This window comes from Colwellia sp. 1_MG-2023 (assembly GCF_030546755.1).
GTDB lineage: Bacteria > Pseudomonadota > Gammaproteobacteria > Enterobacterales > Alteromonadaceae > Thalassotalea_H.
This window is the reverse complement of record NZ_JAUOPE010000005.1, coordinates 178,824-195,680: the sequence shown is the minus strand read 5'-3', so window position 1 is coordinate 195,680 and position 16,857 is coordinate 178,824. Positions and strand designations below refer to the sequence as shown.

Below are 16,857 nucleotides of genomic sequence, written 5' to 3'. Positions count from 1 at the left end.
CTCGTATCTCATCCTAAACAGAGTTACCTGCTATTACCTGCCTAAGCAAGGAATAGGTGCATTATAGAGTTTAAATACTAAAAAGCAACCTCTTTTTAAAATATATTAAATTTGTTTTACCCCCTAGTAAATGTTACTTTAAAATCAGAGATTAAATAGTAAGCAAAGCTAGAGTAATAATGAAGCATAGTCCAACTCCTCAATATCATACAGTTATAAAACAAAATGTAGAACACATGAAAGGTCTAGCTATACCTGTTCTATATTTAAATACTCCAAGTGGCATTACTAGGATGGAGTCCCTTATTCAGTATTTCATATCAAATCCTTCTGCAAGTTATCAATGGATGCAAACTAGAGCTAGAGCTGTAGGTTTATTCTTTGATTACTGTAGAGCATTAGAAGGCTTTGTTAATTACCATAATCCTCAGATTCACCGAACTACATTTAAGCTTTTCTCTTGGGCACTATTAAATGGAACAATTGATAACGAAACAGCTTCGGATAAATTAAAACTGTACTGGCCTCCATCTTCATTAGATGTATCAAAAAGATTATGCTCCGCTATTTTAGATTTTGAAGACTATTGTGATAATGAAGATATTATTAATACACCATTATTGAAAAATAATAAAATCATCAAGCCTGTTGATGAAGTGGCATCTTTAAAATTTTTACATACAGCAATTAAAATCAAAAAAAGAAGTTTCTTAGGTCACTTAAATAAAGCCAACAAACAAGCAATCAAACTTAAAAACAGAAACACGAACAATATTAGTAATCTTGGTGTTTCGGGTAGTCGCTCAAGAACAAGTTCTGAAGCAAAAAGATTTCCAGAAGAGTTGATTGCCCCTTTATTTGAATATGGTTTTATAAAAGATCCAAATGCTCAGTTGCTGGGTGATCAAGAAGACATAACAGCAAAGATGATTACACTGTTATTATTTTTCGGTGGGATCAGGGAAAGCGAACCCTTTCATCTATGGATTAATGATGTAAATCCTTTAGATATGAATAGCAATTATGATTCCCAAGTGTTTTTAAGACATCCTATCGAAGCTTCTACTTTTATAGCTGGAGAAAATGTTACTCGAAAAGAGTATTTAGCTCAAAGAGGAATGTTACCGCGCTATAGGCATCCCATTAAAAGTATGAGAGCTAATTGGAAAGACTTAGAACTCGATTCTTCTTTAAGCGCTCCTGTGTTTTTTATGCACAAAGGAGCAGCAATACTTTTTAATACAATGTACATCTATTACATCAATCAGTACCGCCCCAAATTAGAATTGTTAGCAACAAAAAAGGGTAATCCGACCCACCCATTTCTATTTGTTTCTGCTGGAATTGATCATAACACAGGAAAAAGTTATCAAGGGCTACCTTACAGTGTTAGTGCTTATATTGGTGCATTTGAAAGAGCATTAGATAAAGTAGAAGTAGTATTAGGGATAACAATCCCTAGAGGGAAGGAATATGGAACCACTCCATATGGTAGTAGGCATTTTTATCTAGGAACCCTTACAGATGTTGGTATTCCTAATAAAGTCATCCAAAAATGTGCTAAGCATCGAAGTATTTTATCTCAAGAAGCATACAACAAACCTACCAACGAAGGTATTCAACAGAAACTAAATGAAGCAAGAGATGCCTTGTACATTAAGCCAAGCTTTGATTTTTTAAACAAGCCATTGAACATTTAACGTTAATTAGTAATTCAGCAGATAACAGATGGTGTTTTCCCTTATTACTGTCACGCTCTTTCGGTCATTATATTACTATTTTAGCGTTTATCTGGCTGGTGTTAGTAATTAAAACTTTAGAACAACAGCACACAACGAGTACCTAACCTACTGATATAAAAAGATAATAATGAAAATAAACTTTCAAATAGAATAAAATTCAAGTATACTCTCTTTAAATAAAGTTGTTTAGAAAGCCTAATTGAAGCAAAGGATATATTCATAATAATTTAGAGTTTTTTGAATCTCCCATAGATAAATAAAAACATAGGGTGAGAATAAATGTCATTTGCCGAGTTGATTAAACCTTTACATGTTGATGATTATTCAACATTACTCAAGAGCATTGCTAATTTAGATGAACAAGCTAGGTCTTCTTCAATACACAAAGAGTGTCTTGAGCTTTTTGAAAAAGTTAATGTTCATGGAAAAAAAATAAAAGAACAAACTAAGGCGGCTGTAGAAAAAGATATCTTCACCTTAGCATTGTTAATAATTAAGCATGGGAAAGTTGAAAACTTAAAAGAAGTCACTCCTGAGCTTTGGAAAGAAATACTAGATCAAATTAAAGTACCGACCCTCAAATATAATGAGGGCATTAAAGAAAGATACCAAATAGCCTTTAGAAAAATAGGCTTAATGCTAACTCATCTATCAAAAGATGACTTTTTTGCACAATATGCAAAAATTAAACGCTCAACTAACCTTTCTATTTTAGAGAGCGAACTAACACCTAATCAAAAACAATGGTTTACACTCGCCAATGAGTGGATTGATGATGAACATATAAAATCTTCAAAAAACCATTTATCGGCAGTTAAACATTTTTTAATTTATTTAGATACATTACCAGAAGATATTCAAGAACCTTTTAAATATTTGAGTGAAAAAAGGCACGAATCTATTCACCGCTCGTTCAAAGAAAAACATCCTAACTCGTACAATAAACATCTCAGCTATCTTTATAAATTCTCTATCTATATTATAGAAAACTATATGCAAGATAGTGAAGATGGTGACGTACTATCAATCGGTTATCCACTCATTTCTAACTACCAATATGAAAAGCTAACAGGCATTTTTTCTCAAGGTTTGGCTGAGTCAGACAAAATAGTCATACCCACAAGTTTTCTACTTACTTTGAACGAAATTCTAACTGAAGATGACTTTAAGTGGCCTAAGTCTATTGAGTCTCAGTATTTTGATTGGTTTAATGAAAAAACGAATACTCTTGAGAAAGTTTGGTGTCCAGCTCAAACATATACGTTTTTGACAATGATTGAGATCCCGCTCAGAAAGATCCAAGTTCAAATGTTGGATTCTGGTGAAGGTGATATAGAAAAATACAACCCGATCATGAAAGCTTGGGTTAACAATGATTCTCCACATGCAAACTATTGGTCAAGTCGTTCAGAACAAAAGCCTAATAGAGGTGTACTGACAAAAAATATCACAGGTCTAAAAGAGTCTGTTGGGTTTTATATTAGTACAAATAAAACCAAAGATGCTGCTGTTGGTTTTGGTCCGGAATCTGGTTATACAATCCCATGGCATAATGAAATATTAGTCAACCACCTTCATACTCTACGAGAATGGCAAGAAAAATACTTTCCTGTTGCAAACCCTGCCTCATATAAAGATATGCCTAAGGGCATAAATAGTGACTCAAAACCTTCTCAATCTGTAATAGCACAAACGCCTGATAGATTTTATCTATTTCGCAGTCCATTAGACTCAAAAGCTGGCTACCCTGCTACAAATAATCAACTAATGCGATTTTGGTGGCTGTTGATGGAAGAGCTTGAGAAGCGAGTGCAGGCCGAAGGTCATGATGTAACTATAATCACTAAACGAAATTCACAAACAAATCAGCCTGAGCGTTCAATATTCACACCGCATGGTTTACGAGTAGCTGGCCTTACAAGTTTGGCTGAAGCAGGTGTTCCTATAGAGGTGATCAGTAAAATAATCGCAGGTCACTCCACGATATTAATGACGATATACTACATCAAATATTCCAATGGTCATATTACAGACATATTATCTAAAGCCAAAAGAGACCTAGAAAACAAGTCTAAAGAAAATTTAAAACGTTGGTTAAAAGACGCAACATTAGAAGATGCCATGCGTTACTTGGTTGCAAACCAAAAAGAAGGTGTACAAAACCTGATGCTATCAAGAAGTCATATGGCAACATGGGGCGGCAGTGGCATGGGCATTTGTCCTTTTGGTGGTACACGTTGTGATGATGGTGGTGAGGTCATTAAAAAAGCAACCAAATCATCAAAAGCTAAATACGGTGCTGTTATCGGTGGCCGTGGAAATTGTGTTCGTTGTCGCCATTTAGTCACTGGTGTACCGTGGATGATTGAACTGTGGTTACACGGTAATAAACTATTGGAAAACATCAGTAAGATAAGTACAGATATAGAAGCTATTAAGAAGAAGCAGGCTGTATTAAAAAAAGAACAATATAACTATAAAAAACGAAAAGAAATTCATCTGTGTCCTCCTGAAACAATTGACGAAATCAAGTCGTTCAATACTATTATTGAAACCAAATCTGAAGAATTAGATCGAATAATCATGGATGCTCATGCGACATATAATTTACTCGAAGAAGTCAGAGAAATTGCCAGTAAAGGCGATATTGAGAGTTTTACCAAGGGTAATGAATTAATCCCTATCGAAGTCGAATATGGTGAAGAAACAAATTTTATTGAAACATCAGCTTTTCATTTAAAAGATCTGCTTGTTCAAGCAAGTAGAATTTATCCAGAAATATCAGATACTAGAGTTGAATTAGAACGGAACAACTTTATTGATCAGATATTATTAAACAATGGCGCTAATCCAATATCATTTTCACCATTGTCTGAAGAAGAAAAAGAAGCAGCTTCTGATGCTATGGCAAAATTACTACTTTCAAAAGTTGGGGCAAAAGAGTCTGAAAATTTACATAATGGCTCAATTACTTTGGCAGAGCTTGGTATAGAAAAGCAAGCTACAGACATAAACAACCTTTTAAAAGCCAATTCGGTTCCATCATTAAATAACGAGAAAAAATAATAATGAATATGAAAAAAATCTCTTTAGATACAGTTATTGCGACATATAACAAATTAAAGAATGAAGCAAAGACCCCAACGACAGAACAAATGCTTACGAACATCCATGAGACGAGTCAAAAAATAACAAGCTCAGGTGGCATTGTTTCACCTACAGCGATAATAACAATTTTGAGTTCAAAGGGTATCATCACTAAACCGAGAACCATCTACTATAATAAGAAAGAGGTGAATGGAAAAACGACAAATGCTTACAGGTTGTTAATTGACGCATGGATTGAGCACTCAACTACCGCAAATGCTGTTAATTTATCAAGCAAAGATCTACAAAATACTATTCCTGAGTCATTCGTAGAAGACTCCGATCTTGTTAAGATAGAAGACTTAACATTAAGACATAAAATGGCATTATTACTTGGTGAAGTTAAAGGATTACGCAATCAAGTAAACACGTTAAAAGAAGTACGTTCTAATCCGAAATTAACCCTATCTAAACCTTTAGCTGAATTAAGTTATGAAGAGTCACAACAGTTAACTTTAGATGAGGATGATATTGGAGTGTTGCGAGACTTTTTAAAAGTATCGCACTCTAGCCATGTTGGTTTTGGTGAGTCTGGAGAGCTAATAGCACTAAATGCGATAAAGCGTGATGAGGTGTTAAGTGATACGGGTTTAAAGGATATTCTTGAAATAATTATTAATTTGCATACTCCACCAGAAGCCTAGCCTGAATTGAAAATTGCGCTAAAAATTCTAATTGTCTTTGGACAAACTAAAAGTTTAATCTAAAACTTTTAAGAGATATTTAAAGATATAAAGAATTGAGCTTTTGTTTATTGTTGTAGCTGAAAATTTTTATCTTACTTATTTATTAGTAGTTTTCACTGTCTATAAGGCAAATTGTTTTATTCCTTCCTTCCCCTTTTGCCTTATAAAGTGCTCGATCAGCTTTGAAAATAAGCTGAGAGCTAGTGACTTTTGAGTTAGGGACTATACAGTTGACCAAAAAGATTTTTGTTTGTTGCTCATTTTCGTCCTCAAAATATTCCTACTCAACGATCAAAGTGCCGCTATACATCTTCATTGGACAATGAAACGGATACTGACCCGGTGCCATAGAAGGTAATTCAATCGCTTTACTTTCATCAACAGGTAACTCTTCACTGACTTCAAAATCAGGAAAAATGACTGTTGCTGCACAAGGACTCCCGTCTTTTCGAAGAAAATTGATAGTCGTTTCTTTACCTTTTGCTACTATTATTCTAGAGGGGTTATAAACACCGTTGTTTACGATAACGGTTACACTTTCCATAGTAGAATCAATTGCTTTTGCTGGTTTATATAACCAAAACCACCAGATAATTAACGCTATTAGTACCAACCCAATTAAATTAATGATCATCATGTCATTTCTTCCTTTTATTTAATGTTATTGAGGCTTAAACAATCTCAATCGATTTGCATTACTTACAACCGTTAATGAAGAGAAAGCCATTGCTGCACCTGCAATTACTGGGTTTAATAACAATCCAAAAAATGGATAAAGTAGACCTGCTGCAAATGGAACTCCTGCAACGTTATAAATAAATGCACCAAACAGGTTTTGTTTGATATTCCTAAGGGTCGCTTTACTGATAGCTATTGCATCAGCTAAGCCATGGAGTGATCCTCTCATCAAGGTGATATCAGCACTCTCAATTGCCACATCGGTCCCAGTACCAATGGCGAATCCAACATTGGCCAATGCCAATGCTGGGGCATCATTAATACCATCTCCTGTCATACCGACGATTTCATTTTGAGCTTGTAATTCCGCCACTTTATTGGATTTATCTTCAGGAAGAACTTCAGAAAATACTTCAGTGATGCCAACTTTCTTAGCGACAGCATTGGCAGTTGCTCTATTGTCTCCAGTGAGCATTACTACACGTATGCCATTAGCTTTTAGTCTTTTAATGGCTTCAATTGAATCTTTTTTAATTGGATCAGCAACTGCGATAATTGCCGCCAGCTTCTTATCAATAGCTAGATACATAGGTGTTTTTGCTTCATCAGCAAGATTTTGTGCCTTTGCAACAAAGTCATTTAATTCAACATCATTTTTCAACATCAATTTTAGATTGCCAAAAAGTATTTGATGATCATTAAATTGCGCTTTAACACCATAACCTGCTATAGCTTGAAAGCCAGTAACTGCTTGTGGTTCAATATCTTGCTCAATTTTAGAGTCAATGATGGCTTGGGCTAAAGGGTGCTCTGAACCACTTTCAATACTTGATGCAATCGTTAAGATGTACTGTTTGGTGAATTTACTATCAGCAATAAGAACATCGGTAACCTTAGGAGCGCCTTCGGTAATCGTTCCTGTTTTATCTAGGATCATAGTGGTAATTTTTGATGCGGTTTGTAATGCTTCACCATTGCGAATAAGCACACCTGCTTCAGCAGCTTTACCTACTCCAACCATCACTGACATCGGAGTTGCTAGACCAAGCGCACAAGGACAAGCAATAATCAAAACCGTTGTTGCCGAAACAACAGCGAAAGCTAATGTTGGATCAGGACCGAAGTTAAGCCAAACAAGCGCACTGACAATGGCAATAATCATAATCACTGGTACGAAATAAGCTGAAATAGCATCCGCTAAGCGACCAATAGGCGGTTTAGAGTTTTGCGCTCGTTTAACCATATTAATAATTTGAGCTAATGAAGTATCTTTACCAACACGAGTCGCTTTAAACAAAATTGAGCCTGATTTGTTTAATGTGCCAGCTACCACTTCATCTTCTTCAACCTTCTCAACAGGCATTGGCTCACCTGTTAGCATCGACTCATCAATAGAGGTATGTCCTTGAATGACAACACCATCTACCGAAATTTTCTCTCCGGGTCGAACCCGAACAACATCGTTAAGTAACACCTGCTCAATCGCAATATCAATTTCTTTGCCATCACGAACTACGCGAGCCGTTTTTGCCTGAAGGCCAATTAATCGTTTTATCGCTTCACTGGTTCGCCCACGCGCTTTTACTTCTAAAGCTAGCCCTAGATCAATCAAACCAATGATCATTGCAGTTGCTTCAAAATAGACATGCCTAGCCATCTCAGGTAACGCCATTGGAAAGAAAACAACTACCATCGAATAAATCCACGCAGTGCCTGTGCCTAAAGCAATTAGGGTATCCATATTGGCACTGTGATTTACAAATGATTTCCATGCACCGATATAGAAATGCTTACCAGCAAAGTACATGATGGCGGCACATAAAAGCCCAATAAATAGCCAGACACCTCGTTCTAGGGTTGTTTCAACCGTCATAGGTCCACCAGCAATACTGTAAATCATCAACGGAACACCTAAACCAAGCGCAATCCACATCTGCTTCATTAAGCTGGCATAGTATTTTTGATCTGCTACTTCTTTTTCATCCAACAATTCATCATCACTAGTTTCGTTTGCTGATTTGGCGTTATAACCTATGCCTTCGATGGCCTTAATTAGAATATCAACACCTACTTTCCCTGTTACTGAAACAGTCCGTAAAGCAAAATTCATTTCTGCCTTATCGACACCAGGAACACCTTTCAGCGCTACTTCTATTTTACCAACACAACTAGCACAACTAGCTCCATCAATAATCAATTCTTGAGTATTATTGCTAACGAGGTTGCTTGTTAATTTATTCATCATTACCTCCGTCATCTAGATCTCCCTCAATAAGGTGGCAGATCATACTTCCAGTAGGATCTTTATCCGGTTTAGTCTGCCAATCACTTATTGCGTTTCTTAATTTTTCTCTTAATAGTAATGCCGCTTGAAATTGTTTCTCTGTTTCAGCAAGGCGATGCTCTACAATTTCTCTTACCAGTGGACAGGCAGTGTGACCTTTATCTGCTTCAGTCAAAATCTCTTTTATCTCTTCTACTGAGAAATCTAACTTCCGAGCACTTAAGATAAATTTCAATCTCTGCTGTATCTTTTTGCCATAAGATTTGTAGCCATTCTCAGTGCTTTTGACCGGAGAAATTAGACCTATCCGGGTGTAATAGCGCACCGTATCTGGTGTTGTATTCATAGCATTTGCTAATTCCGTTACTCTCATCAAGTAGCCCCCCTATATCATTTCAAAACAAAGTACGTTTCTAATTACTTATGTTTAGCTTACACCTGTGTCTAAGACACATGTCAAGTTATCAAATTAGGTTTATTTACTAAAAAGCATTACACAAAAACACCAATACACGACAGATGAGAGATATAAACCACCAGCGCACAGTTCACAGCAAAGACCTAAAAAGGTTTAGAACGATCAGAATACGTTTTAAAACGAACTGATCCTGTTTTTAAATAAAGATAGGAGGTCTAAAAGGGTGTAAATAGACACCTGAGTAGGGGTGTTCATCTGGAGATAAAAATCTTTTGCCATGATCTACAAATAACATAAATCCATTATTTGATTTTTGAGTTGTGGTTAAGAAGTATGAGGTAAAGCATCCTCCCATTTCACCACAGCGACAATCATTGGAGTCACAAATATCACACTCTTCATGAAAAGCCATTTTGTCTTTTGATACAGAGTTGTGTTCGTGCATTTGGGAGGTTTTGTGTGAATTCTTTTCTTGGGCAGCTACAGAAGCACCTTTCATGTCTTCACAGTTCATAGGCATAAAGGCAGCAAAACTTTGTTGTGTTAACAACAAAATCATTACAAGCACAATAAAACCTTTAAAATTAGACACTGGACTAACCATAAATAATTCCACACAAATCTATACTAGTTGATTATCAATAAATTATCATGTTCTAGATCAAAGGAAAGTGTTAAATCTATGCTTTGTTGCAAGCCAATTTAATACATTATTGTTATTAGAAACAAAACCTTTAAAGCGGTTTAATGTTCTAAAATTTATTACTAACATTTGTATTCAATTGATTATGTTGATAAGTTAATATTTTATAGCCTTCGCTTCTTTTATTATATTCTCCATTTCATTGGTTTTGTTAATTTTATCAATATAGTTATTAATTTCCTTTACAAATGGCTGCCATTGAGTTGTAAATGCCATAGTCAATTCAACATTAAATATTGGCTTATTTGAACGATATAAAGATTCGTTCTTAAACAGGTTATTTATCAACCAATCCCCAGTATGTTCGTCAATAATGGTAACTTCACACCGATTTTTTAACAACATTTTAAGCATGGATAAATCATTTTCGCTATCTATACGAATTGATTTGTTCTCATCAAATAGCTTTGATAAGACAGGGTATTCAGGATACAAATATGACCTATGAGTGCAAATTCTCTTTCCTGTTAGATAATTCTCGTAACCTTGCTTTTCGTTTATAGCTTTCGTACTAAATAAAAAGTAACCATACTTTAAAAAAGGTTTTGTGAATAAAAAATTTTCAGGGTTATCTAGCCACTCTTTATTCATCAAAGAACCATCCAACTTATTAGTAAAAAGGTACTCTTCTACCCTAGAAGAAGGGACATGATAGAAGGATATTTTGATATTTGATTTTTTTGCTACCCTATTCAAGATACTTGGCATTATGCCTTCAAAAGTTAGTCCATTATCTTCTGAATACATATAAACAGATTTGTTTACTTCCTTTGCTTGAAAGACCAGTTCTAAATTCTTAGAAAACGTAAATGGTGAATATAAAAAAGTAAATACAATTAAAATTAATATCAAAAAATAACCTTTTATTTCATATATAAAAAAAGCTTGTCACCCAGGGAGGTGTGACAAGCTTAAGCTATCAAAGGGCTTTAAAAACGATAAGACATTTTTACAAAACCTCTACGACCGAGTAAATCGTAAGTCATTACATCGGTATTAGCATCATTCCAAGAGGTTAAATAAGGCGCTTCTTCATCTAATAAGTTGTCAATACCTGCCGAAATAGTCAGTTCGTCATTAAACATATACGACGCTGAAATATCAGAATAAGTTATTGAATCGACAGACTTACCAAGAGGATCAAAGTCATTTCCATTAACATCATCAGCACCACCAATATAACGCAGAGAATAACTAGCCATCCAATCATCGCTTATTAATGACAAGCTAAAGTTACTGCGCCACTCTGTATAACTACCTTGATCTTCAGTGATATACCCAACCTTATCAATAGTCGGCTGCCCAGCAAAAGGTGTACTTTCATGATCTAATAAACGCGTCACATCCAAATTTGTTTTGGCATCATAACCAAATAATTCAAATTTATATGCAATATTAAAATCAATACCACTAACTTTTTCTACGGCTGCATTTACAGGGCGTTGCTGAAGTTGATTAACTTGCTTAGTCACTTGATGACGAGTAAAAGTATCACAAAATTGTGAGTTTCCTACAGGATCTTCATAACATAACTTCAACATATCAGAGCCATTTACTGAAGTAATAGAATCTTCAATTTCTATATTAAAGTAATCTAACGTAGTAGATAAACCTTTAACAAATTCAGGCTCCCACACAATACCTATAGTAGTGGTATCTGCTGATTCTGCACCAAGTTCCGGATTTCCACCAACACTTGTTAAAACAGTTGTACCGTCTTGAACAAAGTCAGCAGGAACTCCGTCTGCTAAACAACTAGCAGCAATTACCCCTGTAGCATTCTCACAAGGATCTATAGTTCTTAAGTTTTCTCCATTAGTACCACCAAATAACTCAGTGATAACGGGAGCACGAAATGCTGTAGACTGCACACCACGGATCATTAATGCATCATTAACTTTCCAAGTAATACCAAGTTTATACGTAGATTCAGCACCAACCGTACTGTAATCAGAATAACGCATTGCCATTTCTGCCGTTAAGTTTTCTACCAAGGGCATATCGGCTAATAACGGAACTGATAACTCGATGAATGCTTCACTTACATCATAACTACCACTAATAGGATCTTCATTACCATTAGCTAACACAGTTGAATCAGGGTCACGCCACCCATCTTCAGCTCGGTGTTCTACACCAGCAGCAAACCCTAATACACCTGCTGGCAATTCAAATAAATCACCATAAATATTAGCAGTCCAACTACGCATCTCATTACCACCTGTTCCTTCTCGGCGATACTTTACATAATCTATAACACCCTGATCTAGCTGGTTTACACCAAACCAATCCCCACAAGGAATACCATTACTATTATCATAAGTACAAATACTATCATCTAAAGTCTGTGCAGCTTTAGCTGGGTCGATATCAAAAGTCCATCCGTCTGTTCCTGTATTTCTGCCATAATTAAAAGCAAAATCCCATCCCCAACCATTATCAAAGTCACCTTCAAGGCCTAATACTATACGAATAGTATCAGTTTCTTGGAAAAAGAAGGGGGCACCTAACTCTGTATTGCGGCGACTTTGAAACTCTAAATCTTGACCAGTTGGGTTATAAGTAAAATCTTGAGATACTTTTATACCTGCAAACCCATTGCGAGGCGTAACAATTTGCTTACCTTTACGTTTTGTATACATAGTTTCTGTAAATAAACGTATTGAATCATTCACTTCATAGTTAACAAAACTTGAAATATTGATGCGTTCCATAGGACTAACAGCATTCAAATAAGGGATCCATTCAAACCCATGCTCTTCACTATTGTATGGACCATATGCATCACCATTGTTCTCATCTTGGCTAAATTGCACCTGACTACCATCTGCAAGTAATGCTCTACCCCCTTCAGTTGTGCCACTACCAAAACATTGAAATTTTCCTTCTTCTGTACCAAATTTAGCACAATCGATACGATCTGATTGACGAACGGCTTCAGTATTAGTGTAATTTAAACTTAAAACTGCATTACCTCGTTCAAAATCTCCACCTAAGGTAAGATTAATATCTTGGTTTTCACCATCCCCTTCGTCAGTAATACCAGCTTTAATATTAAGCTCTGCACCTTCAAAATCCTTTTTAGTGATGATATTTACTACACCAGCAACAGCATCAGCGCCATAAATTGCCGAAGCACCATCTTTTAATACTTCAATACGCTCAACCATTGAAGTTGGAACCATATTTAAATCGACAGAACTGTTTGCTCCAGTTCCCCCTCCAACAACTCTTCTTCCATTAAATAAAACAAGCGTGCGCTTAATTCCCATTCCTCGAAGGTTTACTTGTGCTGTACCATAACCACCACTTGTCCAATAAGCGTTGGTCGCATTACCAGCAACACCTGCTGAAAAAGACATTTCTTGTAATAAGTTTTCAACATTTGAAATACCAGACATGCTTATTTCAGCAGCGGTAATAACAGAAACTGGACTAGCTGATTCCATATCAGCTCGCTTAATTTTTGAACCTGTTATTTCAATTCGTTCAACTTCTTCATTGGCTTCTTCTGCATTGACTAATGCAGGAAAAGACATAATACCACCTAGCAACAAAGCCTTTGTAATCGGGCTTAAGTTATTTTTAAAGTGCTTCATACTATTACTCTCTCTGATTTTAGTTAGTAGTTTTTTATTATTGTATGAACTTTATACAATAATATCGCTGTATATACAACAGTATTTTTTAAATTAATGTTTTGGTATTTTCTTCTTGTGTTTTATTAAAAATTATAAAAGAATCACTCTCTAAATAAAGGATTTACCCGCTAGTATATACAGGGAGTTTACATACTGTTAAAATAACGTAAATCAAGTTTATTGGGCACACTGCCTAGAATCATATTGACGAAAATTTAAAATTTATGAACTTACCGAAATATAAAGTCATTGCTGACTATATAAATAAAAAACTGTCATCCTTAGAATGGCCTGAGGGTTTTAAAATCCCTTCTGAAACGGAGTTAGCTACGCAGTTTTCAGCAAGCCGAATGACCGCTAGAAAGTCTATTGAAGAGCTTGTGTCACAAGGTTTATTAAAAAGAGTTCCTAGCGTAGGTACGTTTGTTGAACCTTCACAAGCTCAAAGCTCATTATTGGAAATTAGAAATATATCTGAGGAAATAAAATCAAGAGGCCATACTCACAGTATGACCGTGCTGAGTAAATTAACTTTGGTTCCAAATGGTGAGTTAGCTTATACATTAGAGGCAAATAATAAAAAAGTGTTCAAAGTTATAATTGTTCATTTGGAAAATAACATTCCACTTCAATTAGAAGAAAGGTATGTGAGCGCTGAAGAAGTTCCATTATTTTTAGAACAAGACTTCAGTAAAACAACTGTAAATGAATATTTATGTTCCGTTGCTCCGTTAACTGATGCTGAAATTACAATAGAAGCCATCACACCAACAAAAATTTTAAAACATAATTTGAAATTGGAAGACGGCGTTCCTTGTTTAAAAGTGACTAGAATTACATTATCAAACGGACATCCTATAAGTTACGCTGTTTTATATCATCCTGCTGATAGATTTAAGCTAACAAGTAGTATACATCTTAAGTAAAGTATTAAAGTCCCTGTTTTGCTTGAATAAAGCTAATCACCAATGAAGAATACACTTGCCCTACCTCACTAATACCTGCATCATAATTACTAGGGTGTTGTTCTGGTGCACCTTCAGCTAGATGTAAGTAGCAAGAAGACCTTTCCTTACCTAAAGAATAGGTATAATATTCAGCGTCCTTTACTTGAATTCCACAATTTGTATATGCACTTACAGGCATTAATGAAATTGAATCGACATCTAATTCAATTCCAAAAGGTAACTTTTTCTTTTTTAAGTAGTTTTTTCCTTTTTCTATTGCAGAATCAAAATCATGCTCCCGTCTCACCCAAATATCTTGGTAACTAAGCCATTTGAATCCGTTAGACTTTAGCGCTTCTAAATTAGCGTATGAGTTTTTTAACTCATGCATTCCTATATTAAAATAATTTTTTAAGTAACCTTCTTGAGCAGCATAGCTAAAAGGGTTTCCACTATGCCGTCCCTCTTGCATTCTAAAGTCAGTATGCGGATCTAAATTAATAGCACTCAGAGGCGAGCCATAACTTATACTTGCAGCTTTTAATATAGAGTAAGCATTATTGTGCCCACCTCCGATAATAATTGGTGTTAGACTTTCGTTAAAAATTAATTGGCAAATTTTAAACACTCTTTCGTCAAGCATGCTCACAAGTGATCGTAACTGATTTAAATGTTCACCGGTGTTAGGATCCAAATTTACACTTAAGTCTTGTAAATCATGGCAGTCTATATGCCCCATAACGGCAATTTGTTCACCTTTAATAAATTCATTCTGTTGCAACGAGCAAAATTTACTTAGAAAGGCGTGCCAGCCCTTATGAGCACCTGGTTTACCCATATTAGCTCTAGGACCGATATCTTCAGGGATCCCAAGAAGAATAAAACGCACACCTTTACCTTTTAATTCTTTTAAGTTGGCAACATAATCCTTTTCACCTGATAAATCAAAAGAATGAATAACCTCTCCTAAGCAAGTTTCCCCTTGACGTTTTCTTATGTAGGATTTTAAATAGTGATTATCTGATGAGACTAAAGGCATATGTGTTTACTCTTAATAATAGTTATTAAAGACTAGGTAATAATTCTTCAGGCATTAACATGCTTAATTCACCATCACTGATAATTTCAGATGCTTCGGCGATATCAGGAGCGAAATACCTATCTTTATCATAAAAGCTAACAGAGCGTCGTAATATTGCTTTTGCCAACTCTATTTTATCAGAGCCTTTTAATGGTGCTCTAAAATCGAGACCTTGTGCGGCGGCTAAGTATTCGACAGCAAGAACACCGTTTGTGTTTTCTGCCATGTCAGCTAAACGACGACCTGCAAATGCAGCCATAGAAACATGATCTTCCTGGTTAGCCGAAGTTGGTAAACTATCTACCGAAGCAGGATGCGCAAGCGTTTTGTTTTCAGACGCTAATGCGGCAGAAGTCACTTGGGCAATCATAAAACCGGAGTTTACCCCGCCATTCTCAACTAAAAATGCAGGCAATTTACTCAAATTTGCATCAATTAGTAGCGCCATACGACGTTCAGATAAAGAACCTATTTCAGCTATAGCTATAGCTAAGTTATCAGCAGCCATAGCAACAGGCTCTGCATGGAAGTTACCTGCGGAAATAAAATCACCTTCATTAGCGAACACTAATGGATTATCTGTAACACCATTTGCTTCTATATGAAGTACTTCCGATGCTTGACGAATTTGTGTTAAACAAGCGCCCATCACTTGGGGTTGACAGCGCAATGAATAAGGATCTTGAACTTTTTCACATTCAATATGTGAATCCCCTATTTCAGAATTTGCTGACAGTAGATGACGATAAGCCATAGCGGAGTCTATTTGGCCTTTCTGACCACGAACTTGATGAACTCTATCATCAAATGGTGCACGAGAGCCTAGTGCCGCTTCAACAGACATTGAACCAATAACTGTAGCTGCCGCATACAAATCTTCAGCATGAAATAATCCTTCCAAAGCAAATGCAGTTGATGCTTGTGTACCATTAAGTAAAGCTAATCCTTCTTTAGCCGCTAGAGTTAATGGCTCTAATCCAGCAATTTTCAAACCTTCTAGGGCTGGAATAACCTCGTCCTTGTGTGACATTTCTCCTTCGCCCAGCAATGGTAAAACCATATGAGAAAGGGGCGCTAAATCGCCAGATGCCCCTACAGAACCTTTTTTAGGTACACATGGATAAACTTCCGCATTAAGTAAGGTAATTAATGCTTGAATAATCACTAAACGAATACCTGAAAAGCCACGAGATAATGAATTTATTTTTAACACCATCATTAAGCGTACAGTAGAGTCTTCCATATATTCGCCAAAACCAGCAGAGTGAGAAAGCACAATAGAACGTTGTAACAATTCTAATTCGTCATTTTTTATACGCGTACTGGCAAGTAAACCAAAACCCGTGTTAATACCATAAACTACTTGATTTTTTTCAATAACATTCTGTACAGCCTTGGCGCTTTTATTTATTGAACCGAAAGCGCTCTCATCAAGTGAATACTTAATTCCATCGTATTTAGTTACAGCTCGTAATTGGGTTAGTGTCAATTCTCCAGGAGTAATGTTTAATTTATTAATGATTGTCATGA

The 16,857-nt window shown here is 35.8% G+C and carries 12 protein-coding genes; 4 read left to right on the top strand and 8 right to left on the bottom strand.

The window, feature by feature from the left end; genetic code table 11:
- The first annotated feature begins 179 nt into the window (after positions 1 to 179).
- The 3 genes from Q4493_RS07870 to Q4493_RS07860 all read left to right on the top strand — a co-directional run bounded on the left by Q4493_RS07870 (position 180) and on the right by Q4493_RS07860 (position 5,533).
- A complete protein-coding gene (locus Q4493_RS07870) occupies positions 180 to 1,700 on the top strand; it encodes a hypothetical protein (RefSeq protein ID WP_303451217.1) in 1,521 nt (506 codons plus the stop codon).
- A 321-nt stretch (positions 1,701 to 2,021) separates the two neighbouring features.
- Complete coding sequence (locus Q4493_RS07865) at positions 2,022 to 4,808, top strand: VPA1269 family protein (protein WP_303451214.1); 2,787 nt, start codon at positions 2,022 to 2,024, stop codon at positions 4,806 to 4,808.
- 89 nt (positions 4,809 to 4,897) lie between these two features.
- Positions 4,898 to 5,533 (top strand): hypothetical protein, encoded by a 636-nt coding sequence (locus tag Q4493_RS07860; protein WP_303451212.1) that lies wholly within the window; start codon positions 4,898 to 4,900, stop codon positions 5,531 to 5,533.
- A 322-nt stretch (positions 5,534 to 5,855) separates the two neighbouring features.
- On the opposite strand, the gene Q4493_RS07855 is transcribed toward Q4493_RS07860, so the two are convergent.
- From Q4493_RS07855 to Q4493_RS07830, 6 genes are all read right to left on the bottom strand, one after another.
- Positions 5,856 to 6,212, bottom strand: coding sequence for a cupredoxin domain-containing protein (locus Q4493_RS07855; RefSeq protein WP_303451209.1), 357 nt, complete (start codon positions 6,210 to 6,212; stop codon positions 5,856 to 5,858).
- Positions 6,213 to 6,236: 24 nt separating this feature from the next.
- Positions 6,237 to 8,495 carry a heavy metal translocating P-type ATPase gene (locus Q4493_RS07850; RefSeq protein WP_303451207.1) on the bottom strand — a complete coding sequence of 753 codons (2,259 nt, stop codon included), beginning with the start codon at positions 8,493 to 8,495 and terminating at the stop codon, positions 6,237 to 6,239.
- Positions 8,488 to 8,910: a MerR family DNA-binding protein gene (locus Q4493_RS07845; RefSeq protein ID WP_303451540.1), complete on the bottom strand. Its 423-nt coding sequence runs from the start codon at positions 8,908 to 8,910 to the stop codon at positions 8,488 to 8,490. Before Q4493_RS07845 ends, Q4493_RS07850 begins: the two co-directional genes overlap by 8 nt.
- Positions 8,911 to 9,151: 241 nt before the next feature.
- Complete coding sequence (locus Q4493_RS07840; protein WP_303451204.1) at positions 9,152 to 9,559, bottom strand: hypothetical protein; 408 nt, start codon at positions 9,557 to 9,559, stop codon at positions 9,152 to 9,154.
- 195 nt (positions 9,560 to 9,754) lie between these two features.
- On the bottom strand, positions 9,755 to 10,510 hold the full coding sequence (locus Q4493_RS07835; RefSeq protein WP_303451201.1) for an ABC transporter substrate-binding protein: 756 nt from the start codon (positions 10,508 to 10,510) through the stop codon (positions 9,755 to 9,757).
- Positions 10,511 to 10,587: 77 nt separating this feature from the next.
- The gene (locus Q4493_RS07830; protein ID WP_303451198.1) at positions 10,588 to 13,197 is read right to left on the bottom strand and encodes a TonB-dependent receptor; all 2,610 of its coding nucleotides are present in this window, start codon (positions 13,195 to 13,197) and stop codon (positions 10,588 to 10,590) included.
- A 326-nt stretch (positions 13,198 to 13,523) separates the two neighbouring features.
- On the opposite strand from Q4493_RS07830, the gene Q4493_RS07825 reads away from it, so the two are divergent.
- The gene (locus tag Q4493_RS07825) at positions 13,524 to 14,225 is read left to right on the top strand and encodes a UTRA domain-containing protein (protein WP_303451195.1); all 702 of its coding nucleotides are present in this window, start codon (positions 13,524 to 13,526) and stop codon (positions 14,223 to 14,225) included.
- Positions 14,226 to 14,229: 4 nt separating this feature from the next.
- Here Q4493_RS07825 and Q4493_RS07820 read toward each other — a convergent pair whose 3' ends face one another.
- Positions 14,230 to 15,285: an arginase family protein gene (locus Q4493_RS07820; protein WP_303451192.1), complete on the bottom strand. Its 1,056-nt coding sequence runs from the start codon at positions 15,283 to 15,285 to the stop codon at positions 14,230 to 14,232.
- Positions 15,286 to 15,310: 25 nt separating this feature from the next.
- Positions 15,311 to 16,855, bottom strand: coding sequence for a histidine ammonia-lyase (gene hutH, locus Q4493_RS07815; RefSeq protein WP_303451190.1), 1,545 nt, complete (start codon positions 16,853 to 16,855; stop codon positions 15,311 to 15,313).
- Positions 16,856 to 16,857 lie beyond the last annotated feature (2 nt).